Here is a 26,657-nt window from a genome sequence, read left to right as displayed (position 1 = left end):
GTGATATGCCTCAAACACAACAACGGCCCATCAAGGGCCGTTGTTGTTTGTTGCGCTATGGAAAGACGGGATTTACTCCTCCCACACCACCACCTGGGATGAGGGCCAGCGATCCCCGACCTGGGCGTACTTTTGCTCCAGCAGGTGACGCTTGATCTTCATGGTGGGAGTCAGCACACCGTTTTCGATATTCCAAGGGGTTTTCACCACCAGAATGCCGCGAATTTTGGCATGAGATTCCAGCTGATCGTTGACCCGAACCCGCGCCGCTTCCAGTCTGGCGTTGACCTCCTCCCGATTGCCCTTCATGGCGCTCTCGGCCAGCTGCACCAGCGCAATGGGCTGGGGCATGCCGTAACCAATCACGCAGAGCTGTTCGATAATGGGCTCCTGCCCAAGCAGCCCCTCGATGGGTACCGGCGCCACATACTTGCCCTTGGCGGTCTTGAACACATCCTTCATCCGGCCGGTGATGGTGAGATAACCCTCCTTGTCCAGCTTGCCCATGTCGCCGGTGTGGAGCCACCCCTCGGCATCAATGGCCTCGGCGCTGTGCTCGGGATCCTTGTAGTAACCCAGCATCATCCCTTCGCAGCGGCAGAGGATCTCCCCTTCGTCAGAGATCTTGATGGTCACCCCGATCCCCGCCTTGCCGACGGTGCCGATCTTGTCGGCGCGGAACGGGTAGTTGATGGTGGAATAGGCATGGTTCTCGGTCATGCCCCAAGCTTCAGTCACCTTGAGGCCGATGCTCAGATACCACTCAAGCAGCGCAGGAGAGACAGGCGCGGAGCCGCAGCCGAGTACCCGGGCCTGATCCAGTCCCAACCCCTTTTGCAGCTTGCGTTTGATCAGGCCGGAGATAAGCGGGATCTTGAGCAGCAGTTCGAGTTTCTTCTGGGGCAGCTTCTCGTGGATCTTGATGCGGAACATGGCCCACAACCGCGGCACCGAGATAAAGACGGTGGGACGGCAGCGTTTGACATCTTCGATAAAGGTGTCGAGGGATTCGGGGAACGCGATGGTAGCGCCGCCATAGAGACTGCCGCCGTAGATGTAGACCCGCTCGGTAATGTGGGCCAGCGGCAGGTAGGAGAAGCCCCGATCGGCCTGACTCAGGCTCACCGTCTCCACCAGCTTCTCGCACGACCAGGCGTAACGCTCAACGCTCAGCATGGCCCCTTTCGGCTTGCCGGTACTGCCGGAGGTGTAGACCAGACTCAGCAGGGAGTCAGGGGCCTGCACCGGGCTGTCAGGGATCGGCTCATGCGCTTCCAGCAGATCATCCCACTGGTGGCTGGCTGGCATGGTGTCGTAGGGGAAGGCGATGCGCAGCAGATCGGCGGGTACTCCAGCCTCCTGACTCTTCCAGTCATCCAGCTTGCCGACGAAGATCGCCTTGGCTTCGCTATGGCGCAGCACATATTCGATGGTGTCGACGTTGGCTGTCGGATAGATGGGCACGCTCACATACTGCCCCATCTGCATCGCCAGATCGGCGATAAACCACTGGGCGCAGTTCTTGGAGAGCAGCGCCACCTTGTCACCGGCCACCAGACCGAGGTGACGCAAGGCCGTCACCATCCGCCGCGCTTCATCGGCTACTTCACCCCAGGTGAAATCGACATATTCGCGGTTGATGGTTTGACGCAGGTAGGTTCGATCAGGACACTGCCGCTCCCAGTGATAGAGCATCTCGAGCGGCAGTTTATTGGCAATGCGTGAGGAGGAGGCCATAGTTTAATCCCTGAAACAAAAGGCGAAACTTATTATTAACCTTTCACTAACTTCAGGGGAAGGATAAACTCAAACTTCAGTTTGAATTGTGTATCCGATCAAGCTTCTGCGTCTTGTTGCAGACGAATCCACATCGCCTGCACCAGTTTTTCATCCTCTTCAGATAGCTCACCTTGCAAGATCGCCTCGTTGAGGCTGCGCAGCACATAGCTCTTGACGTCCCGCACCAGGGTCTTGCCTTCCAGCTCGGCCCGGGCAACGGCCAATGAGATATGACCTCGCAGGTAACCCCCCGCAAACAGCTCATCGTCGGTCGCGGTAGCAACCATGCTGTCGATCAGTCCCAACAACTTGTGCTCAAAATCGTGAATCGTCATGTAACGCAGCCTCATTTGCGGCAAAAAATTCGGGGGTATGGAACCGCAATCCGGTTGATTGCAGCTCTCTGGCGCCAGGCCAGCAGCGTCCTTGGCGTCCTATTCCGGGTTGGCCACCGGGTAGATGACCTGATCCTTGTATCCCGTGGTTATTCGCAGATAACCACGCAACGCCCGGTTTAATTCGGGATCATCGGTGTCCACCAGCAGCGGCCTGCCCGCAAGGGCGGCAAGCTTGGCTTTGGTTGCCAGCACCTGGATATTCTCCAGCCCGACACACCGAATCACCTCAGGACTCAATTGCTGATTTCCGCGCCCGAACAGATGTCCCTGTCCGCCTATCAGGGTAATGATCAGTCGGCAGCGACGGCCGCGGATCCGGGTCAGGATCTCGGCGGCGCTGAGATCCTGCCCGATAAGTCGGCTATTTTCCACCAGATCCACACCGAGCAAAGTATTTTCCAGACCGAGCTCAGCCATACAGGCTGCCACCGTGCTGCCGGAGCCCATCAGATAGAGGGTATCGGGCTCCATCTGCTCCACCACACCGGCTGCGAGATCCGCCAACACCAGCTCTTCGGACTCCTTGCCCCCCTGTTTTACCGCCTGTACGTAACGCAGATCGCCGGGCACCTTCAGCTGGCCGTAGTGGCGGGCCCGCACCTTGCCCACGCGAAACGCCTCCTCGTCGATGTCGCGCACCTCGGCATCGATCAGGCTGAGCAGTTCCCCTGCGATCATCCGCGCCACCACCCGCCCGCTGGCAGTGGGCGTCACCCCGTAGACGCCGGAGTGGATCTTGCACCCCGCCGGAATGCCGAGCACATGGCAAGACTCCCCCACCGCGGCGCAGATATCCCGCGCCGTGCCATCGCCACCGGCAAACAGCAGCAGATCGACCCCGGCTTCGCGCATCAACTCGGCGGCGTGGCGGGTATCATCGGCCGAGGTGCTCTCCCCGACCGGTTGATAGATGACCCGACAGGGCAACCCCAGCTCGCGGGCCACCGCCTCCCCCATCTCTCCCGCCACCGTCAGCAGTTCGAACGGGATGCTCAGCTCGCACAGTGGCAACAGAGCTTGCCGCGCTCGATCTTGTGCTCTGGGCACGGCACCACGAGCAAGCGCCTCATCCACCACGCCGTCACTCCCCTTGAGCCCCACTGCGCCGCCAATCCCGGCGACCGGATTGATGATGAGTCCTAAACGAAACATATGTCCCTCCCGTTGGATGGCCGCCATTTTTATCTTTTCGCCCCTCTGGGACAAGCAGTGGCACCCCTGCTAGAATTCGCATCTTCAATTTTCCAACCAATGTTCAATCAAGGTTCAATCATGCTGGAATGGGTTCTTGATCCCTCCGCCTGGGTCGCTCTCGCTACCCTTACCCTGCTCGAAATCGTGCTGGGCATCGACAACATCATCTTTATCTCCATCCTGGTCGGCCGCCTGCCGGAGGCTCAGCGCCAAAAAGCGCGCATTCTGGGGCTGGGGCTCGCCATGGGCACCCGCATCCTGCTGCTGCTCTCGCTGGCCTGGGTGATGCGTCTCACCGAGCCGCTCTTCACCGTGCTGAACGAGGCTATCTCGGGCCGAGACCTGATCCTGCTGCTGGGGGGGCTGTTCCTTATCGCCAAAAGTACCCACGAGATCCACGCCACCCTGGAAGGAGCCGCCGAGCCGGAGAGCGTCAGCAAAGCGGCCTCGGGATTTGTCAGCACCCTGATCCAGATTGCCATTCTGGACATAGTGTTCAGCCTCGACTCGGTGATCACTGCAGTCGGCATGGCCGATCACGTGCCGGTGATGGTGCTGGCCATCATGATCGCCGTCTTCATCATGATGTTCGCCGCCAAATCCATTGGCGATTTTGTCGATGACCATCCCACCATCAAGATGCTGGCCCTCTCCTTCCTCACCCTGGTGGGGTTTGCCCTGATGGCGGAGGGGATGGATCTGCACATACCGAAGGGCTACATCTACTTCGCCATGGCCTTCTCGCTGGTGGTGGAGATGATCAATATCCGCTTGCGCAAGCACAGCGAGCCCGACACAGGAAAGTAGTGTCGCCGGATCAAAAAGAGCGCCTCTCGGGGCGCTCTTTTGCTATGCACACGGCGTACTGCCGGGTAGAAATCACTGGTTGGCAATCACAATGGCAACCCGGCGGTTTTCTGCTCGTCCGGCGGCGCTCTTGTTGTCCGCCACCGGGGCCGTCTCACCACGGCCACGGATCTCAAGATTGGCGGGCTTCATCCCCACCGAGCTCAGCACATCGGCCACCGATTGAGCCCGTTTCAGAGAGAGCTGCTGGTTATAGCTGCTCTCGCCGGTATTGTCGGTATGGCCGTCAACCCTCGCCTTGTCGAGCCCGACCCCAAGCAGGGCCTTGCCCAGTTTTTCCACTATCTGCCGGGTCTGCGGATTGAGTTCACCCACATTGTTGGCAAACAGAACCCGGTTGGCCAGATCCAGTGTCCAGCCCTCATCGGTCAGATAGAAACCTTGCTCCTTCAATACTGCCAGCTGTTCCGGGGTCAACCCCCTGGGGGTGCTCTGACAACCCGCCAGCAGAGAGAACAACAGGCCCAGCACGACAGCCTTGATGGAGAGGGATAGTTTCATTGTTATGACTCCTTTACACCTTGACTCACGCCGATTTGGCGGCCTCAACCTCCTCACGGCGTGTACGTTTTGCCAAATACATGGCTTTGTCTGCCAGCTCGCACAGCTCGCTGGCGCGGGTCCCGGGTTGATGGATGGCAAAACCGATGCTGATCCCTGCCACCAGTTGCTGTCCATCCCGCAATACCACAGGATCACTCATCGCCTGCTGAATGCGGTCGATCAGCTCTTCCACATCCTGCCCCAGATGCACAGGTGTCAGCAGTATGGCGAACTCATCCCCCCCCAGCCGGCAGACCAGATCTCCGGGGCGCAGCTGATGCTCTACCCGCCGGGAGAGGGTCACCAGCACATCGTCACCGGCGTTGTGCCCCAGGGTGTCGTTAATCTGTTTGAAACGATCGCAATCGAGATAAAGCAGGGCGAACGGGGCCCCCCCCTCGCTTACCTCGCTAATGGCATGCTCGAGGCGAGCTTCGAATAACGCCCGGTTGGGCAACCCGGTCAACGCATCATGGGTCGCCTGGTGGAGCAGACTGGCGTTCTCCCGCGCCTGATGAGCCTGCCAGGCTTGCAGCTCATCCAGCAGGGCGTTGAAATCCTCTCCCAGTTCATTGAGCTCGACGATATCGGCCGGTGGCGCCCGCATCCCCAGAGTGCGTTGTCGACGCACCGAGTGGGCGACCTGTGCCAGTTGTCGCAGTGGCGAGGTGATCGCGACCTGCATCCGCCCGGCGACATAGAAGGCGCCCATCACACTCAACACCAGGCAAATCACCATCACCAGCAGCACCGAGAGCAAGAACAGCAACAGATACTCGCCATGACCGCGCAGCTCTATGGTGGCAATCTGATCACCTCCCCGCAGCATGGGATAGGTGACCGGCCCCGGTAACAGCAGGCGGGCAAGATAATCTTCGACTGTGGCCAGTGGATTGCTGACGGGACGAACCCATTTAGCGAGCTGTTGACCATTGGCCAGCACGATACTGGCTTCGGCCACCTCCTCATGGGCGACAATACCGCCAAGCGCCTCGCTCGCTGCCTCTTCATCGTGGAACACCACCGCCGCCTCGGCGCTGTAGCTGATTGCGCGGGCCACCAGCTCCAGATTGTGATCGGCGTAGAAGCGTACTACCAGCAAGGCAATCAGAGTAAAAAAGAGTCCCGCTACGCTGACGGCCGTGATGGCGGCCACCAGATGGGTTCGCCCCAAGCTCTGACGCAGGGTCGGAAGACGGGGATCCGCGCTGACCTGTCGCCTCATGGGACCCCCTTATCGGCACGGGCCAGCTTGAGCACAGCGGGATGTACTCGTACGCCGCTCAGGGCCAGGGCATCGAGGTTCACTTTAAACCGCACTCGCACACTCTGTGGCTCGGTCTGCAGACAGAACACCGAGCTGGTGGAACAGTCGTGGTTGTATTCGCTGATGCTGAGCACTGAATGACCCTGCAAGCGCGCAAACAACGCAATCCGGGTCGGCTCGTCGACGACGCCGAGATAGAGCACATCGCAATTATCACTGATGGCCGGATCACTCGCGTCGTAGCGATTGACCTGCACGGCACGGCCATTGGCCTGACGATCGATGGTAAAGAGGGCTCCGGCATACTCCGTTGGCGCCGCCACACACAGGCGCAGCACCGCAGGCTCGGTGGGCCAGCGAGTGTAACTCAGGATATCGAGCACCAACTCTCTGACCGCCGTCGCCCGGCTCTCTGCGGCCGTTTCCGCCAGCGCGTGAGGCAACAGCAGACCAAACCCTAACAGCAAGGGCGCCAGGCGAGCGGCGAAACGGGGAGAAAAGAGTAACAGCATGATCGGGAAGTGGCCGCCTTGACAACACCGCTGCAGTGGCATAGCGGTTCGGGTACATGTATCCAGATAGTAAGTTGGTGGACACTGGCCTGACAAGTCTCCCGAAGCCCTCCCGCCCGGAAGCCGTGTAAAGAAAACAGAGAGCCCGTCTGGTGACGGGCTCTCTGTTGGCTAGCATCCGGAACAACTTACTTCTTGCTGATGCCATATTCCCGCAGCTTGTTGGCGATGGCGGTGTGCGACACGCCCAGGCGTTTGGCCAACTGACGGGTCGACGGGAAGGCGGGATAGAGCCGGGCCAGCAGCTGGCTCTCGAAGCGCTTCACCGCATCGTCGAGATTCCCCTCAAACCACTCGTCGATCAGCGGCATGGTATCGGCCGCCACCGGCAGGTCGATCTGCTCGGGCCCCAGCTCATCCCCTTCCAGCAGGGTCATGGCGCGATAGAGGCAATTGCGCAGTTGGCGCACGTTGCCCGGCCAGCGGTAAGCGGTCAGGTAGTCGGCCATATTGCGGGTAAAGCGCGGACGGGGTCGCTGCAACTCGCTGGCAAAGCGGGAGACAAACTGCTGGGCCAGCACCATGATGTCTGCCTTGCGCTCGCGCAGGGGGGGCAGCGCCAGACTGAGCACGTTGAGGCGATAGTAGAGATCCTCGCGGAAGGTTCCTTCGTGCACCAGATCCAGCAACTGCTTCTGGGTAGTGCAGATGAAACGCACGTTGACCTTCACCTCCTGCTCGTCACCGACCCGGCGGAACACCCCATCCTGCAACACCCGCAAAAACTTGGTCTGCAGATGGGGAGACATGTCGCCGATCTCGTCCAGCATCAGGGTGCCGCCGCTCGCCAGCTCCAGCACGCCGCGCTTGCCCTCGGTGTTGTTGCCAAAGGCGCCGGGGGCATAACCAAACAACTCGCTCTCGGCCACGTTATCGGGCATGGCGGCGCAGTTGAGGGCCATAAAGGGGTGGCTGGAGCGCAGGCTGGCCCCGTGACAGGCACGGGCCAGCAGCTCCTTGCCGGTACCGGTCTCACCGACAATCAGCAGCGGCGCGTCCTGCATCGCCAGTTTGCGCGCTTGCGACAGCACCTCTTTCATCTTGGGGCTCTCGGCCTGCAGATGCTCGAAGCCCCCCACTTCCACCGCATGAAGCGCGCTGAAGTGCAGGCCGACCCGACGGGCAGATTTGAGCACCACCACGGCACCGGCCAGCGCCTGCTTGCCGCGGGCTTCCGCCACGAACAGCGGCATCAGATCCGCCAGATACTCTTCGCCATTGAAACTGAGCTTGCAGGTCTGCGGCTTGATCTCGCTCGCCTCCAGCCAGCGGGTGAAAGAGAAACCCTTGACCAGCGAACCGAGCGCCACCCCGCGCACCTCCTCCACCGGCAAGCCGAGGGTGGTGAGGGCAGACTGGTTGGCCTGGGTCACCTTGCCCTTGCTGTCGAGGGAGAAGACCAGATCCGGCAGCGCCTTGAGCAGCGCCTCGATCTCGTGATGCTCTCGCTCGGAAGGCATGTAGGGGATGGTCTTGACGTCGTAGACGCCGGGAATACGGCGGATCTCCGGCATCAGGTGCTGAAAATCACTGAACTCCAGCTCGGGAAAGTTGAGATAGATGATGCCTGATGTATCGATTTCGATGCCGCGCAGATCGATATTGTGCTCCACCAGGCGGTCGAGCAGTTCCCGGGTCAGGCCCAGGCGGTCTTCACAGCTCACTTCAAGACGCATTCGGGACACACTTCCTAGCTAACTCTATGAATGAGCGGATAATACAGTCTCGATCCCCCCAGTGCGAGCGCCGGCCCATAAAAATGCGGGCCTACCCCGCTTTCGCAGGCAGGCCCGGGTCAGTGATTGCCACTTATTTGAGTCGCTGATCGGTACGTGCCGCCATGATGAAGTGGTTGCGATGCAAGCCTCCGATCTTGTGAGTCCACCAGCTGACGGTCACTCTAGCCCACTCGGTCAGACATGCAGGAAGGGGGACGCTCCGCCTCAACTTATCTGGGCAACTGATCGGTACGCGCCGCCATGATGAAATCATTGCGGTGCAAGCCGCCAATCTTGTGGGTCCACCAGCTGACGGTCACCTTGCCCCACTCGGTCAGAATGGCCGGATGGTGGAACTCCGCCTCCGCCAGCTCGCCCAGGCGGTTGGTAAAGGCCAGCGCCTCCTTGAAGTTGCGAAAAGTAAATTCTCGTCGCAGTTGCAGCGCCCCCTCCTCCACCAGCGGCTGCCAGTCGGGAATAAGCTGCATCAGCTCGCGCAGCTCCTCATCGCTCACTTTGGGGGCATCGGCGCGGCACGCTTCACACTGCTGGCTGGCCAGTTCGGACATGGGTTACTCCTGCTTGGATGAATGAATATGAAATTAGGGTTGTTTGCTTTTGGTCAGCTCGCCTGTTTGCCAGCGGCAACCTCAAAACGTGGCGGATAGAGGCCAAGCCGACTGGCCTCAGCCAGAGCAGCCATGATCTCCTCCCCGGTCAGTTGGTAGAGATGATCGAGACTCGGCAGCACAAAATAGGTGGGCTGCATGATGTCGATGCGATAGGGAGTGCGCAGCACGGTCAACAGATCGAAAGGTTGCAGCAGCGGCTGGCCGGAGAGGGCATAGGCGGTCTCGCCGATGGAGGAGAGAATGCCGCCACCGTAGATACGCAGCCCGTCGGGCGTTGCCAAGAGGCCAAACTCCACGGTGAACCAATAGAGCCGCGCCAGAAAAACCCGCTGATCCTTGCTCGCCTGCTGCCCCAACTGACCGTAGAGGTGGGTAAAGTGGGCAAAGGCCGGATTGGTCAGCATGGCGCAGTGGCCGAAGATCTCGTGAAAGATATCCGGCTCTTGCAGGTAGTCGAGCTCGTCGCGGCGCCGGATAAAGGTGGCCACCGGAAACTGGCGGTTGGCCAGCAGGGCAAAGAAGCGATCGAACGAAATCAGCGCTGGCACCGCCGCCACCGACCAGCCGGTAGCGGGCTGCAAGACAGCGTTGATCTCGGCCAGCTGGGGGATGCGATCACGGGGCAGCCCAAGCCTGTCGAGACCGGCCAGATACTCATCACACCCCTTGCCATCGAGAGCGGCGAACTGACGTTCGATCAGGATATGCCAGGTGCCGTGCTCTTCGTTGCTGTAGTGGATCACCCCGTCAGCATCCGGCTGGTGGGCGGTGTAAAAGGTTGCCATAGCGGTTCCATCCTCTGGCGCCACATCAGGCGCCTTGCCGTTTCATCACGGTTTCACTGTAACGAAATGGCAACAAAAAAAGCAGCCGACCCATGAGTCGGCTGCCCGAAACAGTTGTAAATAAATTGTGACAACCCGCTCACCAACCCCCACTACAACTTGACCATGATATGGCGCGGCACAGTGTAATCCTCCAGCGCATAGAGGGAGAGATCCTTGCCGTAGCCCGACATCTTCATGCCGCCGTGGGGCATCTCGGAGGTGAGCATGAAGTGGGTGTTGATCCAGGTGCAGCCATATTGCAGGTGGCTGGCCACCTTGCTGGCGAGGCTCAGATCCTTGGTCCAGACCGACGAGGCAAGACCATAGTCCGAGTCGTTGGCCCACTGCACCACCTGCTCGGCATCGCTGAAACGGGTCACCGACACCACGGGGCCAAACACCTCGCGCCGCACGATCTCATCCTCCTGCCGGGCCCCGACAATCAGGGTCGGCTCGAAGAAGAAGCCGTTGCCTGGGCGGATCTTGCCCCCCGCCGTCACCTCCACATGACCGCTGCTCTGGGCCCGCTCGACAAAGCTGGCGACCCGGTTGCGCTGTCTGTCCGAGATAAGCGGCCCCATCTCGACCCCCTCCTCGTACTGGCTGCCCACCTTGATGGAGGCCACTGCATCGGTCATGGCGGCGACGAACTTGTCGTAGATCTTGCCCTGGGCATAGATACGGCAGGCGGCGGTGCAATCTTGCCCTGCATTGTAGAAACCGAAGGTGCGAATACCCGCCACCACCGCCTCCAGATCCGCATCGTCGAAGATGATCACCGGAGCCTTGCCACCCAGTTCGAGGTGGGTGCGCTTCATGGTGCGGGCGGCGCTCTGCAGGATCTTCTGGCCGGTGGCGATATCGCCGGTGAGCGACACCATCCGCACCAGCGGGTGCTCCACCAGCGGCGCCCCCACACTCTCGCCCCGCCCGCAGATGACGTTGATAACGCCGCGTGGGAAGATCTCGCTGGCCAGCTCGGCAAGGCGCAGGGCGGTGAGCGGGGTCTGCTCGGAGGGTTTGAGCACCACTGTATTGCCCGCCGCCAGCACCGGCGCCATCTTCCAGGCCGCCATCATCAACGGGTAGTTCCAGGGGGCGATACTGCCTACCACCCCGACGGGATCGCGGCGGATCATGCTGGTGTGTCCCTCGATATACTCCCCCGCCAGCGGCCCTTGCAGGCAACGGGCCGCCCCGGCAAAGAAGCGGAAGCAGTCCACCACTGCGGGCAGCTCGTCATTGAGCACTGCCAGATAGGGTTTGCCGCAGTTGAGGGATTCCAGCGCCGCAAACTCCTCGGCGTGACGCTCGATGAGATCCGCAAGCCGCAGCAGCAGGTTGCTGCGCTGGGCAGGGGTAGTGCGGCTCCACTGGGCGAAGGCGCGCTGGGCACCGTTCACAGCCCGGTTCACCTGTTCGAACGAGGCTTCGGGCACGGCGGCGATCTGTTCGCCGTTAGCCGGGTTGAGAATGGGTTCGGCCTGCCCCTCGCCGGTCACAAACTGGCCATCAATCAAGAGTTGGGTAGAGAGTTTCATAGTTGCATCCTTGCGCACACGTTGAGTCATCATTTGCCACTGCCAGCGACATCATGGGTGTCGCGAGTGAGGTAGTAGGCAAGCAAAATAGGGATAGTGGTGAAGGCCACTATGATGAGGGCCACCACGTTGGTGACCGGCCTGTCACGGGGACGGATCAGCTCCTGATACATCCAGATGGGCAGGGTGGTCTGCTGGCCCGCCGTAAAGGTGGTGACGATCACTTCGTCAAAACTCAGGGCAAAGGCCAGCATGCCCCCCGCCAGCAGCGCCGTGGCCAGATTGGGCAGGATCACGTAGCGCAGGGTCTGGAAACCGTCGGCCCCGAGATCCATCGACGCCTCGATGAGGCTCTGGTTGGTGCGGCGAAAACGGGCCAGCGCATTGTTGTAGACCACCACCACACAAAAGGTGGCGTGGCCGATAACGATGGTCCAGAAGCTGAACGGGATCTCCATCAAGCCGTAGGCCGAGCGCAGCGCGATACCGGTGACGATACCGGGCAGCGCGATGGGCAGCACCAGCAGCAGTGACACCACCTCCTGACCGAAGAAGCGGCTGCGGGCAATGGCCCCTGCCGCCAGAGTGCCGAGCACCATGGCCGCCAGCGTCGCCAGCCCCGCTACCTCCAGCGACAGCTGGATGGCACGCCACACATCGGGGCGATTGAGGGTCACCTCGAACCACTTGAGGGTGAGCCCGGGGGGCGGAAACTGGTAACTCTTGCTCTCGCTGGTGAAGGCGTAGAGGAAGATAAACAGAATGGGAAAGTGCAGGAACAAGAGCCCACCGATGGCGGCGTACTTGAGCAGGCCCGAAGGGCGCTCTCCCTGACTGCTCACTGAGCTAGCTGACATGACGGCCTCCTTGCTGCCGGTTCAAAGCGATAGGGTCAAAGCGCATCAAAAGCCCCCAGTCTTTTCGCGATCGCCAGATAGATGGCGATGATAAGGATCGGCACCAACGAGAAGGCGGCGGCGAAGGGCAAGTTGCCCGCAGTCCCCTGCTGCATATAGACCACCTGACCGATATACATGGTCGAGTTGCCAATGATGCCGGGGATGATGTAATCACCGAGGGTCAGCGAGAAGGTGAAGATGGAGCCCGCCACCACACCGGGCAACGCCAGCGGCAGGATCAGGTTGCGAAAAGTCTGGGCGGGTGTTGCCCCCAGATCACTGCTCGCCTCCAGGAGGGATCGCGGAATACGCTCCACCGCCGCCTGAATGGGCAGGATCATGAAGGGCAGCCAGACATAGACGAACACGATAAAGGTGCCGAGCCGCGAGAAGGAGAGCGACGGGCCCCCAATCACCGGCAGGGAGAGGATGGCATCGAGCAGCCACTCCAGCCCCATGCTGTCGGCCAGCCAGCTCACCACCCCCTCCTTGGCCAAAATCAGCTTCCAGGCGTAGACCCGCACCAGATAGCTGGACCAGAGCGGCAGCATGATCCCTACATAGAACAGCGCCCGGGTCTTGCCACTGGTGTAGCGTGCCATGTAGTAGGCAACCGGAAAACCGAGCAGGGCGCAGGCCAGGGTCACCAGCAGCGACATGCCGACGGTGCGGCCGATCACATCCAGATTCTCCGGCCGTAGCAGGGCGACGAAGTTTTGCAGCCCCAGCTCGTGGCGCACCTGACTGCTGAACTCGTCCAGCCCGAACAGGGAGTTGGAGAGCAGCATCAGCAAGGAGCCGACATAGATGATGCCGAGCCACAGCAGCGGCGGCCCCAGCAGGCTCGCCAGCAGCAGGCCGGGCCGCCCATAGAGCAGGCTCGAGAGGCGCCGCAGCGGCCTGAAACGGGCAGGTTCGGGCTGATGGTTCATGGCAAGACTCGCACTGTGAGGGGCACTCATGGCTGCGCCCCCTGATGGGCGCCGCTCAGGCGGTGGATGGCCTGCTCCGGCCAGCTGAGGCTGACCCTGCTGCCACGGGCCAGACGGGCCTGCCCCTCATTGGGGTGGTTGACGATGATCTCGAGCTGATCCCCGAGATCAACCCGATAACGGACGAAGGGACCCAGATACTCCACCTCGCGGATCTCCCCCGACCAGCCCGGCGTGCCCGCCTCAGCGAGCCGGATCCGCTCCGGGCGCACCATCATCTGGCTACCGTCACCGCACAGCCGTCTGGCCTGATCCCCTTCGAACAGATTGACGGTACCGACGAAGCGGGCCACAAACGGCGTCGCCGGAGCGTCGTAGATGGTATCGGGGGCGGCAATCTGCTCGATCTTGCCCTGACTGAAGATGCAGATCCGGTCGCTCATGGAGAGCGCCTCCTGCTGATCGTGGGTGACAAAGATAAAGGTGATGCCCAGCTGGCGTTGCAACGCCTTGAGCTCAAGCTGCATCTGCTCGCGCAGTTTAAGATCGAGGGCCCCCAGCGGCTCATCCAGCAGCAGGATGCGTGGCTGGTTGATGAGGGCTCTGGCGATGGCGATGCGCTGGCGCTGGCCGCCGGAGAGCTGGCTCGGGCGGCGCTTGCCGACCCCGGGCAGTCGCACCAGCTCCAGCATCTCGTCCACCTTGCGGTAACGCTGTGCCTTGGCGACCCCCTTGAGCATCAGGCCATAGCCGATGTTGTCGCGCACATCCATGTTGGGAAACAGGGCATAGTCCTGAAACACGGTATTGAGGTTGCGATCGTAGGGGGGCACGGTGGAGCAGGGCTCGCCGAACAGGCGGATCTCCCCGTCGCTCGGGTACTCGAAGCCCGCGATCATCCGCAGGCAAGTGGTCTTGCCGGAACCGCTCGGCCCCAGCAGGGTAAAGAATTCCCCGGAGGGGATCTGGAAAGAGATGTCGTCGACCGCCTTCACCTCGCCATAGTGGCGACTGACCCGGTCAAATTGTACGGCGTTCATGGGGCGTCCTTGTCTGTGCTGGGATGGGCCGGACTCCTGTCCGGCCCGCTTGATTATCCGGTTTTGGCGGTTGTGCAGAGGAGGAGCTACTCCCCGCCTTAGCGACCCCCCAGAATGGCGATATAGTCGGAGACCCAGCGGTAATAGGGCACGCAAGTTCCCTGGCTCTTGCACTGGGAGACCGGAGTGCGCCAGAAACGAACCCGATCGAAGTTGTCTATCCCGTTGGTTTTGCACCCGGTCGGGCCCAGCAGGGCATTGCCCTCACAAGCGGCTGGCACCACTGGCACCGAGCCAAACCAGGAGGCGAGATCCCCCTGTAGCTTGTTGTTCAGGGAGTGCTCCAGCCACTTGTAAGCGCAGGTGAGGTTCTTGGCATCGCTGTGCACCATACTGGTATCGGCCCAACCGGTGACGCCCTCTTTGGGCACAGTGGTGGCGATAGGTTGCTTGTCGGCGATCAGGGCGTTGGCCTGGAACGGCCAGGAGCCGGAGGCAACCACCCCTTCGTTCTTGAAGTCATCGATCTGGACGAAGGCATCATGCCAGTAGCGTCCCACCAGCTGACGCTGCTTGCGCAGCAGATCGAGAGAGGCCTTGTACTGATCCTCGTTCAGCTCGTAAGGATCCTTGATGCCCAGCGCGGGCTGATGGGTCATCAGATAGAGGGCGGCATCGGCGATATGGATCGGGCCGTCAAAGGCCTGCACCCGCCCCTTGTTAGACTTGCCATCCGCCAGGGTCTGTTCCTCGAATACCACGTTCCAGGAGTCCGGTGCCTTGGGGAATACCTTGGTGTTGTACATCAGGATATTTCCGCCCCACTGGTAGGGCACGCCGTAGTGCTTGCCATCCACAGTGTGCCAGGGGGCATTTTGCAGCCGGGGATCAATCTTGCTGTAGCTCGGGATGAGTGCCAGATTGAGCGCCTGCACCTTGCCACCGGCAATCAGACGCAGACTGGCATCGCCGGAGGCGGTCACCAGATCGAAGCCCCCCTCGTTCATCAAGGCCACCATCTCGTCCGAGGTGGCCGCCGTCTTGACGCTCACCTTGCAGCCGGTCTCTTTCTCGAATCCGGTCACCCAGTCGTAGTTCTTGTCGGTCTCGCCACGCTCAACGTAGCCAGCCCAGGCCACGATATTGAGCTGGCCTTCACCCTTGCCGAGCTCGGTCGGGGCAGCCTGGGTCTGGCCTGCCAGCAGCGCCGGAACAAGAGCCAGCATCAGAGGGATCAATTTCATCATGCACTCCTTGCATTGTGTTGACTTGCATCAGGTGAGGGAACGCCGCCGTGGGCGTTAACATCCTGTTAACCAGCAATGAGCTTAGGGGAGTGGCAATACGATGAATATTTCAATTTTTGATGGCTCAGGTATCAGCTAAATCGATATCGAGTGCAGATGAATCTGATTTTTGGTGGCTACCCCGCAAGAGATGGCTAGCGAGGGAGCGCCTGACGGGCCCGCAACCGGCTCTGATCCCGCGCAATATCGATAAATTCCCGCGCCGTCCAATCCAGCCGAGAACCACGGCGCCACACCAGCCCGATATCGATGGCGGGAATGGGCTCCTTGATGGGGCGCGCCTCGACCCGCTCCTGCTCCAGCGACCAGGGGCGATAGGCAAAATCGGGCAACAGGGCGACCCCGAGCTGGCTGGCGACCAGACTGCGCACTGCCTCCACCGACGCAGTGCGCAGCACGATGCGAGGGGAGATGCCGTAACGGCGCAGGCCGCCCCCGATGATCTGATCGAGCTGATCGGCGGTCAGCGAGATCATCGGCTCCTCCCCCAGCGCGGTGAGCGAGAGAGTCGACTCGGCACAGAGCGGGTGGTTGGCAGCCAGCCAGAGCCGCAGCGGGGAACGGGTCAGCAACTCGGTATCAAACGCCTCTTGCCGGATGGTGCGGTTGGTCATCAGGATCCCCACATCCACCTCACCGTTGACGATCTGGTGCTCAAGGAAGGGCTGTTCATCCTCCTTCACCTCGATCTGTACCGCCGGAAAAGCGCGGCGAAAGCGGCCAAGCGCCTCAGAGAGGTAGTAACCCGCCACCAAGGTGGTCACGCCGATGGTGAGTCGCCCCTGATCCTGCTGGGCTACTGCTTTGAGGGAGTGGCTCGCCTCGGTCATGGCGCCGAGAATGCGGCGGGCGTGGAGCAAAAACTGGTGCCCCTGAGTGGTGAGGGTGACGCCGCGCGGATTGCGCTCAAATAGCGGGGCCCCTAGCTCGGTCTCCAGCTCGCGAATGGCGCTGGTGACCGCCGACTGGGAGATGTGCAGCTCGGCGGCGGCGCGACTCACTGAGAAGCTGTCGGCCACGGCCACAAAATAACGGATCTGGCGAAAGGTAAAGTTCATCGGGCATCCTTGCCGATTGGTACTATTGGTGTGATTGGTAAGATTGACTGCCAGCTTAACCGTAAACGGGCGCCCCGCCAAAGCAGGACTCTGCTGCCAACTCAATGATCTGCCGATTAAAACTATGCCCCTGTGGCTTGGCGAGCACGACAGGGGCATGGATCATCGCAGCAAGGTGCAGACAGGGCTATCAGGATTTGTTGAGATACCCCGCCAACTGGCCGATCAGCCGCTTGCGCAGCTCACCGAGTTTGGGCTTCTCGTCAGCACACCATGGCAGTGGGCGGCACGCCTCTATGGTGCGCAGGCCAAGGCGAGCGGTGAGCAGCCCGGCCCCCACCCCTTGCGCCGCGCGGGCAGAGAGCTTGGCGGCAAACTCGGCGCCCAGCAAGTCCATCCCCACCTCGGTCACCAGCTCGGTGGCACCGGCGTAGAGCATGTTGCGAAACACCTGACGAATGAGGCGTATGCGGCTCCAGTAGCCGAGCTCGATGGCGTAGACATCGGCGATATCCTCGATCATCCGCAGGTTACGCCACAGCATCAACATCATGTCGACGGTGGCGAGCGGGCTCAGGGCCACCAGCACCGCGGCCTCCCCCGACCATTTGGCCACCCGCGCCTGCGCCAGTTTGTCGCGCTCGCCGAGCACCAGCTGGCTATAGAGGGTCAGCACCTCCCGATCGCTGTGGCTCTCGTCGAGCTGGGCCAGCCAGGTTTGATACCCCTCGCGCCCCTTGTCACCACTTTTGACCGCCAACCCTTCGCAAAAGGCCTGCCCCTGCCCGACTCCCTGATGGGCCAGCAGATCTTCGGCACGCGAGCGCACATCCTGACGCCGCTTGAGGGTGCGCAGTCGCAGCCACTCGCGCCCCACCACGCTGGCGGTACCCGCCGCCACCAGCGCCGAGGCCGCCAGCCAGGCGCTGCCCCAGAGCGGGGTGGTGAGGAATTGATCGTAAAGAAAGGCGCAATACTGGCCCAACGAGAGCAGACCGACCGCCCCCAGCCCCCACGCCAGCAGCCGATGACGGCGACGCGGTTTGCTGACGAGGGCGCTCTCCACCTCGGTGAACTCGTCCAGCTCGTCGAGGCGCTCGAAGCTCGCATCCTCCAGCCGCTGGGCCGGTGCGGGCGGTCGCTCGTCACTGGCCACCGTCAAGGCAGGCTCAAGGATCACCTTGCCCTGCAGCGGTGGCCGCTCTTTTATCTGATCGTTCATCGCATTGTTCTCCTGAGTGCGGCGCCGGAAACAACCCCGGGCCGCGCACCGTTATTCGAGGTGATCCCCGAGCAGAAAGTCCAGCGCCGCATCAAGCCGGATATGGGGCAGCGCCTGATGGGGGCTCATGGGCATGGGGCGAAACGCCTGAAAATCAAAGCCCTGACTGTTCCACCACTGCGCGGGCGGAATATGGGGCGGCACCTCCCCCGGGAACAGCAGCAGCGATTCACCGCTCAGACTGGTGCCACGGATGGCGGGGAACTCGCGGCCATTGGCCACCCCCTTGCCCACTTCCGTCGCCTTGATGGCGGCGAGCGCCAGACACTCTGTGGTGATCCCCTCAAAACGGGCCTGCCCGCGGCCGCTGCGCACCAGATGCTGGAGCAGGGAGACCATGGGCCCATGTTGTTCAGGGGTGACGTGATCGGCCTTGCTCGCCACAAACAGCAGTTTGTCGATACGGGGCGAGAAGAGTCGCCGCCACCAGTTGCTCTTGCCGTAGGCAAAGCTCTCCATGATGCGGGCGATGGCCTGCTGCATATCGCCAAAGCTGGCAGCCCCTGCATTGAGGGGCTGCAGGCAATCCACCAGCACTATCTGGCGATCAAAACCGGCAAAGTGCTGCTCATAAAAACCCTGCACCAGATGCTGTTTGTACTGCTCGAAGCGCTGCTTGAGAGTGGCGTAAAGAGTGCCATCAGCGGGCTCGCCGACAGGCATCTCCCACACCCAGGGGACAAATTGCAGCATGGGGGCACCGGCATACTCCCCCGGCAACACGAAGCGACCGGGTTGAATAAGGTGCAATCCCAACTCCTGTTTGCAGGCATGCAGATAGGCGGTGTAGCGCTCGGCCAGCTCAGCTACCGGCCGCTCTTCGAAGCGCTGACCGGCATGCCACCCGGGGGTCAGCCAGCTGGCGGCGAGCGCTTGCAGCTCGGGGCGACGCAACTGCTCGCGTACCTGTTCGCTCCACTGCTCGTAGCTCATCTCAAGGAGCGGCAAGTCGAGCAGCCACTCCCCGGGGTAGTCCACCAGATCCACGTAGAGGGTGGAGATCTCCCCCAGATGCTTGCGCAGAGGGTGACGGGTGCGATAGCGGATTTCGAGACGCACTTCGGCCACGCCGCGGGTGGGCTCGGGCCAGGCAGGTGGATCGCCAAACAGGGAGTCGAGGCCACGCTCGTAGGCAAAGGTGGGGATGTGGGCATTGAGCTGCGGCACCCGGCGGGCGCCGAGGATGCGCCCTTGACGCAGGGCATCCCACAACGGCAAACGGCCATCGATGGCCGCGTGTTCCAGCTGGTTGACCAGCGCCGTGATAAAGGCGGTTTTGCCGCTGCGAGAGAGGCCGGTCACCGCCAGCCGAATATGGCGATCCCGCACCCGGTTCACCACGTCGTTCGCCTTGTGTTGCAGGCGAGTCAACTTCTGTTCCAGTTTATTGAGTATCAAGGCTTGACCCGTTCTCCCTTGGTGGTTGCATCTGGATAGCTGGTGTCGATGGTGGCGCATCACGGGAGGCGCTGCCATCGACATGGGGGCTTCAGCAAGCACTACAGCTTGCGAAATTCCCGCTGCAGGGTGAACTCCCTTGAGGTCACCAGCTTCTCGATCCGCTGAACTCTGGGCTCCAGCGCGTCAAGTTCCTGCGCGATGCGGCCCAGCGCCTGATGAGGGGTGATCCCCGCCTGCCAGCTGCGCGCCTTCATCCGCACCTCGGCAAAGTCGGCATCCTCTTGCGAATAGAGGGTAACCGGCTTTTTGTCGAGCAAGAACCAGGCAGCGATATAGGCGGTGAAGGTAATGAAACCGGCGAAGATGAGGCCACTGATGGCGAGCAGCCGCACGATCCAGATCTCCACCCCGAAATACTCAGCCAAACCGGCACAGATCCCGGCTATCTTGCCACGCTGGGGATCACGATAGAGGTTACGCCCTTCACGACTGACACTGCTCATACCTTGTTCCTCCAACCGGGTACTTCCGCATCCAGAATCGATTCCAGCGCGCCCACTCGCTCCTGCATCTTCTCGGTACGAGCCAGCAGCCCTTGCAGCTGTTCTCGCTCGCTATCGGCAAGACCGGCGCCAATCCGCCCCTTGGCACGATAGTGCAGCACCAGCCAGATGGGGGCTACCACCACCATGAAGACCACCATGGGAACCATCAATACGCCCAGCAGATCTTCCATCTGTTACTCCCCCTGTTTGCCTTCGCTTTTGCTGTCGCCCTGGCCCAGCTTCTGGCGCATCGCCTCCAGCTCGCGGCTTATCTGATCGTCCACTTCCAGCTCGGCAAACTGCTGCGCCAGCGCCTTGTCGGACTGTCCCAGATCGGCGCGCGCTTCCATTTCGTCGATGCGACGCTCCATCCGCTCAAACTTGCTCACCACCGCCAGGCTCTCGCCACGGGCTACCTGGCTCTGCACATTGAGACGGCTGCTGGCAGCTTCGGTGCGAATGGCCATCGCCTTTTGACGGGCGCGGGCATCTTCCAGCTTGGCTTCGAGCTGACGGATCTCTTCACCCAGCTTCTCGATGCCGCTATCGACCGCCTGCTGCTCACGCTGCAACGCCTCACCCAGCTCGCTCTGCTTCTTCTTCTCGATCAGGGCAGCGCGTGCCAGATCTTCACGCCCTTTGGTCAGGGCCAGCTCGGCCTTGGCTTGCCACTCGTCGACCCGCTCCTGATGACGGGCGACCTGACGACCAATCTCTTTCTGGCTGGCGAGGAAGCGGGCCAGATTGGAGCGCTCCTTGACCAGCTCGTCCTCCATCTCCTGGATGATCAGGCGCACCATCTTCTGGGGATCTTCTGCCTTGTCGAGCAGGGCCGTCAGGTTGGAATTGATGATGTCGGCCAGACGGGAAAAAATACTCATGATTGCACTCCTGTTATTGGCATGGCGTTGTTTCTCCATTGACAATGGCAACTTGTGTGCCAATCTGGAACAAAATTTAACTTGTTGATTTATATGGGGCAGAATAGCCGGATTGCAAGATGCCTCGCGCAAGAGATGATTAAAATCACCAACTTTTGGTAAGATTGACCAGCTTTTACAACTGACAGGGATCACTATGACCACGGCCACGGAAAGCCTGCTGGGGGAATCCAACGCATTTCTCGAGATCATTGAGCAGGCCTCACGGCTCGCCCCACTGCGCAAACCCGTGCTGATCATCGGTGAGCGGGGGACGGGCAAGGAGCTGATCGCCCACCGCCTACATTATCTCTCGGCGCGCTGGGATCAAAGCTTTGTCACCATCAACTGCGCCACCCTGAGTGAGAGCCTGCTGGAGACCGAGCTGTTCGGTCACGAAGCGGGGTCGTTTACTGGCGCCGCCAAGCGCCATCAGGGCCGCTTCGAGCGGGCCGATGGCGGCACCCTCTTCCTCGACGAGCTGGCCACCACCAGCGCCCGGGTGCAGGAGAAGTTGCTGCGGGTCATCGAGTATGGCGAGTTCGAGCGGGTGGGCGGGGCCAAGCCCCTCAAGGTGGATGTGCGGCTGGTCTGCGCCACCAACGAGGATCTCCCTGCGCTGGCCGACAAGGGGCAGTTTCGCCACGATCTGCTCGACCGGCTCGCGTTTGATGTGATCACCCTCCCCCCCTTGCGGGAGCGGCGGGAAGATATCCTGATGCTGGCGGAACACTTCGCCCACAGCATGACGCGGGAGCTGGGCTATCCGCTGTTTGCCGGTTTCTCGCGCAAGGCAACCCAGCTACTGCTGGATTACCACTGGCCGGGCAACGTGCGGGAGCTGAAGAACGTGGTGGAGCGAAGTATCTATCGTCAGGGCAATCCCCAGTTGCCGCTCTCGACCCTGGTGCTCAACCCGTTTGATTCCCCCTGGCGACCACAGGTCACGCAACCAGCTCAAGAGGCCCGAAGCGAGGTACAATCTGCATCCCCCCTCGCCTTGCCGCTCGATCTCAAGCAGGCGGTGGCGGAGTACGAGATTAATTTACTCAAGCAAGCGATGCAGCAATCCCAGTATAATCAGCGCAAAGCCGCTCAACTGCTGGCCTTAAGCTATCACCAGTTCCGTGGCATGCTACGCAAATATCAGCTGCTGGATGGCGATAACGATGCAGAACAAGAGTGAAGGAGCGCGGTTGATGCCGACTCCAGCAACACGCCAGCCTTCGCGCTGGCACATTTGTATCAAAACGTGCGTACAAACCCCCTATAAGAACATGGTTCAACAATGAGAATGCTCACACCCTTGCTGCTGGGTCTGCTGGTGCTGGTCACCGGCTGCCAGAAGCAACCCGAGGCCTCCAAAACCGGGCTTATCTATTGCGCTGAGGGCTCCCCCCTCTCCTTCAATCCCCATGTTTCCAACTCAGGGGTGACGCTGGATGCCAGTGCCCGTCCGCTCTACGACCGCTTGCTGGAAGTTAACCCCAACACCCTGGCGCTGGAGCCGGCGCTTGCCACCAACTGGCAGATCAGTGAGGATGGCCTCACCTACACCCTGACCCTGCGCGAAGGGGTAAGCTTTCACCATACCGCCTGGTTCACACCTAGCCGTCCCTTCAATGCCGACGACGTGGTCTTCACCTATGCCCGCCAGCTTGACGAGCAGCACCCCTATCATCTGGTTTCCGGCGGCGACTACCCCTACTTCTTCAGTCTGGGGCAGGATCAGCTGATCAAGAAGGTCTACAAAAAAGGGCCACACACCGTCGTCTTTGAGTTGAATCAGCCCAACGCCTCTTTCCTTGCTACCCTGGCGAGCGACTATGCAGTGATCCTCTCGGCCGAATATGCCGACCAGTTGCTCAACGCAGGCACACCGACCCTGCTGGATAGCCGCCCCATCGGTACCGGCCCGTTCAGCTTCAAGGAGTATCGTCACAACGAGTTCATTCGCTATCAGCGCCATCCCGCTTACTGGAACGGGCCAGCAAAAATTGAACAACTGGTTTACGACATCACCCCCAAATCCGCCAAACGGCTGGCCAAGCTGCTGACCGGCGAGTGCGACGTGATGAGCACGCCGGCTGCCAGCCAGCTCTCGGTGATCAAAGAGCACCCCGACTTGAGCCTCTCGGTCCAGTCAGGAATGAATGTCGCGTTTTTAGCCCTCAATACCCGTAAACCACCGTTCAACAACGTCAAGGTTCGCCAGGCCATTGCCAGCGCCATCAATGTCGACAACCTGCTACAGGCGGTCTATTTCGATACCGGCCTGCCAGCCAACAGTCTGCTGCCCCCCCTCTCCTGGGGCTACAACCCCAGCCTGCCCGAGCGCAAGCCCGACCTGAAACGGGCACGCCAACTGCTCAAGGAGGCCGGGCTCGAACAGGGACTGGAAATGCAGGTACTGGTGCAACCGGACGCCCGCCCCTACAACCCGGATGCGGTCAAGACAGCCCAACTGATCCGCAGTGACCTGGCCAAGGTGGGGATCAAACTCAAGATTGTGCAGCAAGAGTGGCCCGTCATTGAGAGACGCCTGCTCAATGGGCAATACGACAGTCTGCTCTCCGGGTGGATCGCCGACAATGCCGACCCGGACAACTTCTTTCGCCAGCTGCTGAGCTGCTCTGCGGTGGAGCGGGGCAACAACTACAGCCGCTGGTGCAGTCCGGCCTTCGACCAGTTGCTGGATGATGCGGTCACCACACCCCAGCTCTCGTTCCGGCTGCGCAACTACTATTACGCGCAAACCCTGCTCAATGAACAGTTGCCGCTCATTCCGCTGGCCCATGCCCTGCGTACCCAGGTCACTCGCAGCGATATCGAGGGGCTGACACTGATGCCCTTTGGCGGCACCTCCTTCAATCAGGCCTACAGGGAGTAAGCATGCTTCTATACATCTTGCGCCGCATCAACCTGCTGCTCATCACCCTGCTGGCGCTGACGCTGGTCGCCTATCTGCTGGAGTATCGGTTGCTCGGTCACGAACTGAGTTTCTGGCGCGGTTATCCCGACTTTCTGCGCCGTATTTTTGCTGGCGACCTGGGGATCTCCAGCGTCTCCGGGCTGCCGGTGCTGGACGAGATCCGCCACTATTTTCCCGCCACCCTGATCCTCTGCCTGGCGGCATTTGCCATCTCGCTGCTGGTGGGTATTCCCCTCGGCACTCTGGCGGCCCTGTCACAAGGCAAGACGCTGGATCTCTCCATCATGACCGCAGGTCTTATCGGCTATGCGGTACCGGTATTCTGGTTGGCACTGCTGGTGGTAATGCTCTTTTCGCTGGATCTTGGGTGGCTACCGTCATCAGGACAGATCAGCCTGCTCTACGATGTACCACACATTACCGGTATTGCCCTGATCGATGTATTGTTGAGCCACGAGCCCTGGCGACAAGCAGCACTACATGATGCCCTGCGCCACCTTATTCTCCCGTCACTGGTGCTGGCGGTGGTGCCCACCACCGAGGTGATCCGTCATGTGCGCAGCTCCCTCATCGACGTGATGAAGCAGAACTACATCAAGGCGGCGGCGAGCCGGGGCCTGTCCAAGGCGCAGATCGTCTGGCGCCATGGTCTGAAGAACGCCCTGCCGCCGGTACTCCCGCTGCTGGGCTTGCAACTGGGCAGCGTGCTCACCTCCGCCATGATCACCGAGGTGGTGTTCGAGTGGCACGGGATCGGTCGCTGGCTCATCAGCAGCATCGCCCTGCAGGATTACGCCGCCATTCGTGGTGCGACTCTGGTGGTGGCCAGTTTCGTTATTCTGATCAGCGTCAGCACAGAGTTGCTGACCACCCTTATCTATCCGGCACGGCGCAAAGAGCTCTATGCCAAACAGGATTGAACGCGCTCATGGCGTGACCAGGAGCCAGGTACCCTATGCAAGATAAATCGAACATTTACCCCGAACTCAAGATCCTTTCGCCCCTTGAGCAGACGTGGGCATCCTATCGCCGTAACCCGCTGGCGATGGCGGGTCTCTGGTGTTTTTTACTGTTGCTGCTTGTCACTCTGGTGGGGCCACTGGTCGTTCCCTACGGCATTGATGAACAACACACCGACAAGCTGCTGCTGGCCCCCTCCTGGGCGGCAACCGGCAATATCGACTACTTCCTGGGCACCGATGATTTGGGGCGCGACATGCTCTCCCGGCTGGTGGTAGGAGCACGTCTCACCTTCGGCTGTGCCCTGGTCGTGGTGGCGATCGCCATGGTGGTCGGCTCTGCCATTGGTATCCTCGGTGGCATGAGCAAGGGGCTCAAATCGAGTGTGCTGCACCATCTGCTCGATACTCTGCTCTCCATCCCCTCCCTGTTAATGGCCATCATCATGGTTGCCATTCTGGGCCCGGGCCTTGGCAACACCCTGATCGCCATTACCCTGGCATTGATCCCCCCCTTTATACGGGCCACTTACAACGCGGTGCATGCCGAGATGCAGAAGGAGTACATCATTGCCAGTCGGCTCGATGGCTCACCCCCCTTCAGGATCATGCGTCTGGCTATTTTGCCCAATATCGTCGAAACCCTGGTGGCCCAGACTACTCGCACCTTGTCGGCAGCCATCCTCGATATCTCGGCAGTCGGTTTTCTCGGCCTCGGCGCCCAGTCTCCCCAACCGGAGTGGGGCACCATGCTGGCTGATTCGAGCGATCTCATCTATCTCGCCCCCTGGACCGTCACTTTGCCGGGCATGGCTATCCTGTTCAGCGTGCTGGTCACCAACCTGGTTGGCGAAGGCATCCGCGAAGCGCTCAAAGAGGGGAATGACTGATGCAATGCTCTGTGCCCAAGATAGACATGCTCACCCTTGTCCCCCACTCATTCCTGTACGGCGTGCAGGTCAACCCATCGCTGGTTGGTGAAGGCATTCGTGAAGCACTCAAAGAGGGGAATGACTGATGCCTCTGCTCGACATACGCAACCTCACCATCGAGATCGACACCCCGCAGGGCAAGGTCAAGGCGGTGGACAAGGTGAGCCTGACCCTGACCGAGGGGGAGATCCGCGGTCTGGTGGGTGAATCCGGCTCCGGCAAGAGTCTGATCGCCAAGGTGATCGTCGGCATCGAGAAGGACAACTGGACGGTACGTGCCGACCGGATGCGCTTCAACGACATGGATCTGCTGACCATGGCCCCCAAGGAGCGCCGTCGCATCATGGGTCGCGAGATCGCCATGATCTTCCAGGACCCCATCAGCTGTCTCGACCCCTCCGAGGAGATCGGCACCCAGCTGGAAGAGGCGATCCCGACCGATTCGTTCGAGGGACAATTCTGGCAGCGCTTCCAGTGGCGCAAGAAGAAGGCCATCGCCCTGCTGCACCGGGTAGGCGTCAAGGATCACCGCAAGGTGATGCGCGCCTATCCCCATGAGCTGTCGGATGGCATGTGCCAGAAAGTGATGATCGCCATGGCCATTGCCAACCAGCCGCGTCTGCTGGTAGCCGACGAGCCCACCAGCGCCATGGAGTCCACCACCCACTCCCAGATCCTGCGACTGCTGGACAAGATGAACAAGCTGGGCAATACCACCATCCTGATCATCAGTAACGATATCGCCGCCATCGCCAACCTGACCGATACCATCAACGTGATGTATTGCGGCCAGATGGTGGAGGTGGGCACCCGGGAGCAGATCCTCGAAACCCCGCATCACCCCTATACCGATGCCCTGCTCAAATCGATCCCCGACTTTGACAAGCTGGTGCGCCACAAGTCGCGCCTCGAGACCCTGCCCGGCGTCATACCGCCGCTGCAACACCTGCCCATCGGCTGCCGTCTGGGGCCGCGCTGCCCCTACGCCCAGAAGCAGTGCGTGCAGACTCCGTTGATGAACAAGATCAAGGGCCATCAGTTCAGCTGTCACTTCCCGCTGAACATGGAGGAGCCGAAAAAGTGATGATCGTTAACGCCCCCATGAAGGAGCC

General features: G+C 60.9%; 28 protein-coding genes. 7 read left to right on the top strand and 21 right to left on the bottom strand.

Annotation, left to right across the window (positions count from 1 at the left end):
- Window positions 1-72: 72 nt before the first annotated feature.
- From G5154_RS19025 to G5154_RS19015, 3 genes are all read right to left on the bottom strand, one after another.
- Complete coding sequence (locus tag G5154_RS19025) at window positions 73-1,737, bottom strand: AMP-binding protein (RefSeq protein ID WP_042052884.1); 1,665 nt, start codon at window positions 1,735-1,737, stop codon at window positions 73-75.
- A gap of 98 nt (window positions 1,738-1,835) precedes the next feature.
- The gene (locus tag G5154_RS19020; protein WP_139740389.1) at window positions 1,836-2,114 is read right to left on the bottom strand and encodes a YfcL family protein; all 279 of its coding nucleotides are present in this window, start codon (window positions 2,112-2,114) and stop codon (window positions 1,836-1,838) included.
- A gap of 99 nt (window positions 2,115-2,213) precedes the next feature.
- On the bottom strand, window positions 2,214-3,329 hold the full coding sequence (locus G5154_RS19015; protein ID WP_421251260.1) for an ATP-NAD kinase family protein: 1,116 nt from the start codon (window positions 3,327-3,329) through the stop codon (window positions 2,214-2,216).
- Between the two features lie 120 nt (window positions 3,330-3,449).
- Between G5154_RS19015 and G5154_RS19010 the strand changes: the two genes are divergently transcribed.
- A complete protein-coding gene (locus G5154_RS19010; protein WP_216978927.1) occupies window positions 3,450-4,178 on the top strand; it encodes a TerC family protein in 729 nt (242 codons plus the stop codon).
- A gap of 72 nt (window positions 4,179-4,250) precedes the next feature.
- On the opposite strand, the gene G5154_RS19005 is transcribed toward G5154_RS19010, so the two are convergent.
- The 18 genes from G5154_RS19005 to pspA form a co-directional block, all read right to left on the bottom strand.
- Entirely contained in the window at window positions 4,251-4,739 is a 489-nt protein-coding gene (locus tag G5154_RS19005) for an OmpA family protein (RefSeq protein ID WP_421251259.1), read from the bottom strand.
- A 25-nt stretch (window positions 4,740-4,764) separates the two neighbouring features.
- Entirely contained in the window at window positions 4,765-6,006 is a 1,242-nt protein-coding gene (locus tag G5154_RS19000; protein WP_421251258.1) for a diguanylate cyclase domain-containing protein, read from the bottom strand.
- Window positions 6,003-6,560: a YfiR family protein gene (locus G5154_RS18995; protein WP_227342662.1), complete on the bottom strand. Its 558-nt coding sequence runs from the start codon at window positions 6,558-6,560 to the stop codon at window positions 6,003-6,005. The genes G5154_RS19000 and G5154_RS18995 overlap by 4 nt, the downstream gene beginning before the upstream one ends.
- A 188-nt stretch (window positions 6,561-6,748) precedes the next feature.
- Window positions 6,749-8,296 carry a transcriptional regulator TyrR gene (gene tyrR / locus G5154_RS18990; protein WP_005333656.1) on the bottom strand — a complete coding sequence of 516 codons (1,548 nt, stop codon included), beginning with the start codon at window positions 8,294-8,296 and terminating at the stop codon, window positions 6,749-6,751.
- 133 nt (window positions 8,297-8,429) lie between these two features.
- Complete coding sequence (locus tag G5154_RS18985) at window positions 8,430-8,612, bottom strand: 4a-hydroxytetrahydrobiopterin dehydratase (RefSeq protein ID WP_421251257.1); 183 nt, start codon at window positions 8,610-8,612, stop codon at window positions 8,430-8,432.
- Window positions 8,569-8,907, bottom strand: coding sequence for a 4a-hydroxytetrahydrobiopterin dehydratase (locus tag G5154_RS18980; RefSeq protein ID WP_005352635.1), 339 nt, complete (start codon window positions 8,905-8,907; stop codon window positions 8,569-8,571). The genes G5154_RS18985 and G5154_RS18980 overlap by 44 nt, the downstream gene beginning before the upstream one ends.
- 53 nt (window positions 8,908-8,960) lie before the next feature.
- Window positions 8,961-9,755 carry a phenylalanine 4-monooxygenase gene (gene phhA / locus G5154_RS18975; RefSeq protein ID WP_337072903.1) on the bottom strand — a complete coding sequence of 265 codons (795 nt, stop codon included), beginning with the start codon at window positions 9,753-9,755 and terminating at the stop codon, window positions 8,961-8,963.
- A gap of 152 nt (window positions 9,756-9,907) precedes the next feature.
- Window positions 9,908-11,338 (bottom strand): gamma-aminobutyraldehyde dehydrogenase, encoded by a 1,431-nt coding sequence (locus G5154_RS18970; RefSeq protein ID WP_337072904.1) that lies wholly within the window; start codon window positions 11,336-11,338, stop codon window positions 9,908-9,910.
- Window positions 11,339-11,367: 29 nt separating this feature from the next.
- Window positions 11,368-12,195, bottom strand: a complete 828-nt coding sequence (locus G5154_RS18965; RefSeq protein ID WP_216978933.1) for an ABC transporter permease — start codon at window positions 12,193-12,195, stop codon at window positions 11,368-11,370.
- Between the two features lie 35 nt (window positions 12,196-12,230).
- Entirely contained in the window at window positions 12,231-13,199 is a 969-nt protein-coding gene (locus G5154_RS18960) for an ABC transporter permease (protein WP_421263979.1), read from the bottom strand.
- Window positions 13,196-14,209 (bottom strand): ABC transporter ATP-binding protein, encoded by a 1,014-nt coding sequence (locus tag G5154_RS18955; protein ID WP_421251255.1) that lies wholly within the window; start codon window positions 14,207-14,209, stop codon window positions 13,196-13,198. The genes G5154_RS18960 and G5154_RS18955 overlap by 4 nt, the downstream gene beginning before the upstream one ends.
- A gap of 98 nt (window positions 14,210-14,307) precedes the next feature.
- On the bottom strand, window positions 14,308-15,453 hold the full coding sequence (locus tag G5154_RS18950; protein ID WP_421251292.1) for an ABC transporter substrate-binding protein: 1,146 nt from the start codon (window positions 15,451-15,453) through the stop codon (window positions 14,308-14,310).
- A 197-nt stretch (window positions 15,454-15,650) separates the two neighbouring features.
- Entirely contained in the window at window positions 15,651-16,574 is a 924-nt protein-coding gene (locus tag G5154_RS18945; protein ID WP_005346246.1) for a LysR family transcriptional regulator, read from the bottom strand.
- A gap of 190 nt (window positions 16,575-16,764) precedes the next feature.
- Window positions 16,765-17,796, bottom strand: a complete 1,032-nt coding sequence (locus tag G5154_RS18940; RefSeq protein WP_421244300.1) for a YcjF family protein — start codon at window positions 17,794-17,796, stop codon at window positions 16,765-16,767.
- A 51-nt stretch (window positions 17,797-17,847) separates the two neighbouring features.
- A complete protein-coding gene (locus tag G5154_RS18935) occupies window positions 17,848-19,254 on the bottom strand; it encodes a YcjX family protein (protein WP_421244299.1) in 1,407 nt (468 codons plus the stop codon).
- Between the two features lie 101 nt (window positions 19,255-19,355).
- A complete protein-coding gene (pspC, locus tag G5154_RS18930; protein ID WP_058058713.1) occupies window positions 19,356-19,760 on the bottom strand; it encodes an envelope stress response membrane protein PspC in 405 nt (134 codons plus the stop codon).
- Window positions 19,757-19,993, bottom strand: coding sequence for an envelope stress response membrane protein PspB (pspB, locus tag G5154_RS18925; RefSeq protein WP_005333672.1), 237 nt, complete (start codon window positions 19,991-19,993; stop codon window positions 19,757-19,759). Before pspB ends, pspC begins: the two co-directional genes overlap by 4 nt.
- 3 nt (window positions 19,994-19,996) lie before the next feature.
- Window positions 19,997-20,683, bottom strand: a complete 687-nt coding sequence (pspA, locus tag G5154_RS18920; RefSeq protein WP_421244298.1) for a phage shock protein PspA — start codon at window positions 20,681-20,683, stop codon at window positions 19,997-19,999.
- Between the two features lie 196 nt (window positions 20,684-20,879).
- On the opposite strand from pspA, the gene pspF reads away from it, so the two are divergent.
- The 6 genes from pspF to G5154_RS18890 all read left to right on the top strand — a co-directional run bounded on the left by pspF (window position 20,880) and on the right by G5154_RS18890 (window position 26,629).
- Window positions 20,880-21,908 (top strand): phage shock protein operon transcriptional activator, encoded by a 1,029-nt coding sequence (pspF, locus tag G5154_RS18915; RefSeq protein ID WP_005333674.1) that lies wholly within the window; start codon window positions 20,880-20,882, stop codon window positions 21,906-21,908.
- Window positions 21,909-22,016: 108 nt separating this feature from the next.
- Window positions 22,017-23,612 (top strand): ABC transporter substrate-binding protein SapA, encoded by a 1,596-nt coding sequence (sapA, locus tag G5154_RS18910; protein ID WP_216980316.1) that lies wholly within the window; start codon window positions 22,017-22,019, stop codon window positions 23,610-23,612.
- Between the two features lie 2 nt (window positions 23,613-23,614).
- Window positions 23,615-24,574 (top strand): ABC transporter permease, encoded by a 960-nt coding sequence (locus G5154_RS18905; protein ID WP_288728356.1) that lies wholly within the window; start codon window positions 23,615-23,617, stop codon window positions 24,572-24,574.
- Window positions 24,575-24,609: 35 nt separating this feature from the next.
- A complete protein-coding gene (locus G5154_RS18900; protein WP_005346264.1) occupies window positions 24,610-25,503 on the top strand; it encodes an ABC transporter permease subunit in 894 nt (297 codons plus the stop codon).
- A complete protein-coding gene (locus G5154_RS18895; protein WP_421212122.1) occupies window positions 25,503-25,631 on the top strand; it encodes a hypothetical protein in 129 nt (42 codons plus the stop codon). The genes G5154_RS18900 and G5154_RS18895 overlap by 1 nt, the downstream gene beginning before the upstream one ends.
- Window positions 25,631-26,629, top strand: a complete 999-nt coding sequence (locus G5154_RS18890) for an oligopeptide/dipeptide ABC transporter ATP-binding protein (protein WP_005333679.1) — start codon at window positions 25,631-25,633, stop codon at window positions 26,627-26,629. Before G5154_RS18895 ends, G5154_RS18890 begins: the two co-directional genes overlap by 1 nt.
- Window positions 26,630-26,657: the final 28 nt, after the last annotated feature.

This window comes from Aeromonas sp. 600527, assembly GCF_049175415.1.
GTDB classification, from domain to species: Bacteria; Pseudomonadota; Gammaproteobacteria; order Enterobacterales; family Aeromonadaceae; genus Aeromonas; species Aeromonas veronii_A.
The sequence above is the reverse complement of the archived record's forward strand: the minus strand, read 5'-3'. Positions and strand labels throughout refer to the sequence as shown.

Excerpts from the sequence above, each read along its gene's own strand:
- G5154_RS19025 (WP_042052884.1), bottom strand. The coding sequence starts at position 1,737 with ATGGCCTCCTCCTCACGCATTGCCAATAAACTGCCGCTCGAGATGCTC.
- G5154_RS19020 (WP_139740389.1), bottom strand. The coding sequence starts at position 2,114 with ATGACGATTCACGATTTTGAGCACAAGTTGTTGGGACTGATCGACAGC.
- G5154_RS19015 (WP_421251260.1), bottom strand. The coding sequence starts at position 3,329 with ATGTTTCGTTTAGGACTCATCATCAATCCGGTCGCCGGGATTGGCGGC.
- G5154_RS19010 (WP_216978927.1), top strand. The coding sequence starts at position 3,450 with ATGCTGGAATGGGTTCTTGATCCCTCCGCCTGGGTCGCTCTCGCTACC.
- G5154_RS19005 (WP_421251259.1), bottom strand. The coding sequence starts at position 4,739 with ATGAAACTATCCCTCTCCATCAAGGCTGTCGTGCTGGGCCTGTTGTTC.
- G5154_RS19000 (WP_421251258.1), bottom strand. The coding sequence starts at position 6,006 with ATGAGGCGACAGGTCAGCGCGGATCCCCGTCTTCCGACCCTGCGTCAG.
- G5154_RS18995 (WP_227342662.1), bottom strand. The coding sequence starts at position 6,560 with ATGCTGTTACTCTTTTCTCCCCGTTTCGCCGCTCGCCTGGCGCCCTTG.
- tyrR (WP_005333656.1), bottom strand. The coding sequence starts at position 8,296 with ATGCGTCTTGAAGTGAGCTGTGAAGACCGCCTGGGCCTGACCCGGGAA.
- G5154_RS18985 (WP_421251257.1), bottom strand. The coding sequence starts at position 8,612 with ATGATTTCATCATGGCGGCGCGTACCGATCAGTTGCCCAGATAAGTTG.
- G5154_RS18980 (WP_005352635.1), bottom strand. The coding sequence starts at position 8,907 with ATGTCCGAACTGGCCAGCCAGCAGTGTGAAGCGTGCCGCGCCGATGCC.
- phhA (WP_337072903.1), bottom strand. The coding sequence starts at position 9,755 with ATGGCAACCTTTTACACCGCCCACCAGCCGGATGCTGACGGGGTGATC.
- G5154_RS18970 (WP_337072904.1), bottom strand. The coding sequence starts at position 11,338 with ATGAAACTCTCTACCCAACTCTTGATTGATGGCCAGTTTGTGACCGGC.
- G5154_RS18965 (WP_216978933.1), bottom strand. The coding sequence starts at position 12,195 with ATGTCAGCTAGCTCAGTGAGCAGTCAGGGAGAGCGCCCTTCGGGCCTG.
- G5154_RS18960 (WP_421263979.1), bottom strand. The coding sequence starts at position 13,199 with ATGAGTGCCCCTCACAGTGCGAGTCTTGCCATGAACCATCAGCCCGAA.
- G5154_RS18955 (WP_421251255.1), bottom strand. The coding sequence starts at position 14,209 with ATGAACGCCGTACAATTTGACCGGGTCAGTCGCCACTATGGCGAGGTG.
- G5154_RS18950 (WP_421251292.1), bottom strand. The coding sequence starts at position 15,453 with ATGAAATTGATCCCTCTGATGCTGGCTCTTGTTCCGGCGCTGCTGGCA.
- G5154_RS18945 (WP_005346246.1), bottom strand. The coding sequence starts at position 16,574 with ATGAACTTTACCTTTCGCCAGATCCGTTATTTTGTGGCCGTGGCCGAC.
- G5154_RS18940 (WP_421244300.1), bottom strand. The coding sequence starts at position 17,796 with ATGAACGATCAGATAAAAGAGCGGCCACCGCTGCAGGGCAAGGTGATC.
- pspC (WP_058058713.1), bottom strand. The coding sequence starts at position 19,760 with ATGAGCAGTGTCAGTCGTGAAGGGCGTAACCTCTATCGTGATCCCCAG.
- pspB (WP_005333672.1), bottom strand. The coding sequence starts at position 19,993 with ATGGAAGATCTGCTGGGCGTATTGATGGTTCCCATGGTGGTCTTCATG.
- pspA (WP_421244298.1), bottom strand. The coding sequence starts at position 20,683 with ATGAGTATTTTTTCCCGTCTGGCCGACATCATCAATTCCAACCTGACG.
- pspF (WP_005333674.1), top strand. The coding sequence starts at position 20,880 with ATGACCACGGCCACGGAAAGCCTGCTGGGGGAATCCAACGCATTTCTC.
- sapA (WP_216980316.1), top strand. The coding sequence starts at position 22,017 with ATGCTCACACCCTTGCTGCTGGGTCTGCTGGTGCTGGTCACCGGCTGC.
- G5154_RS18905 (WP_288728356.1), top strand. The coding sequence starts at position 23,615 with ATGCTTCTATACATCTTGCGCCGCATCAACCTGCTGCTCATCACCCTG.
- G5154_RS18900 (WP_005346264.1), top strand. The coding sequence starts at position 24,610 with ATGCAAGATAAATCGAACATTTACCCCGAACTCAAGATCCTTTCGCCC.
- G5154_RS18895 (WP_421212122.1), top strand. The coding sequence starts at position 25,503 with ATGCAATGCTCTGTGCCCAAGATAGACATGCTCACCCTTGTCCCCCAC.
- G5154_RS18890 (WP_005333679.1), top strand. The coding sequence starts at position 25,631 with ATGCCTCTGCTCGACATACGCAACCTCACCATCGAGATCGACACCCCG.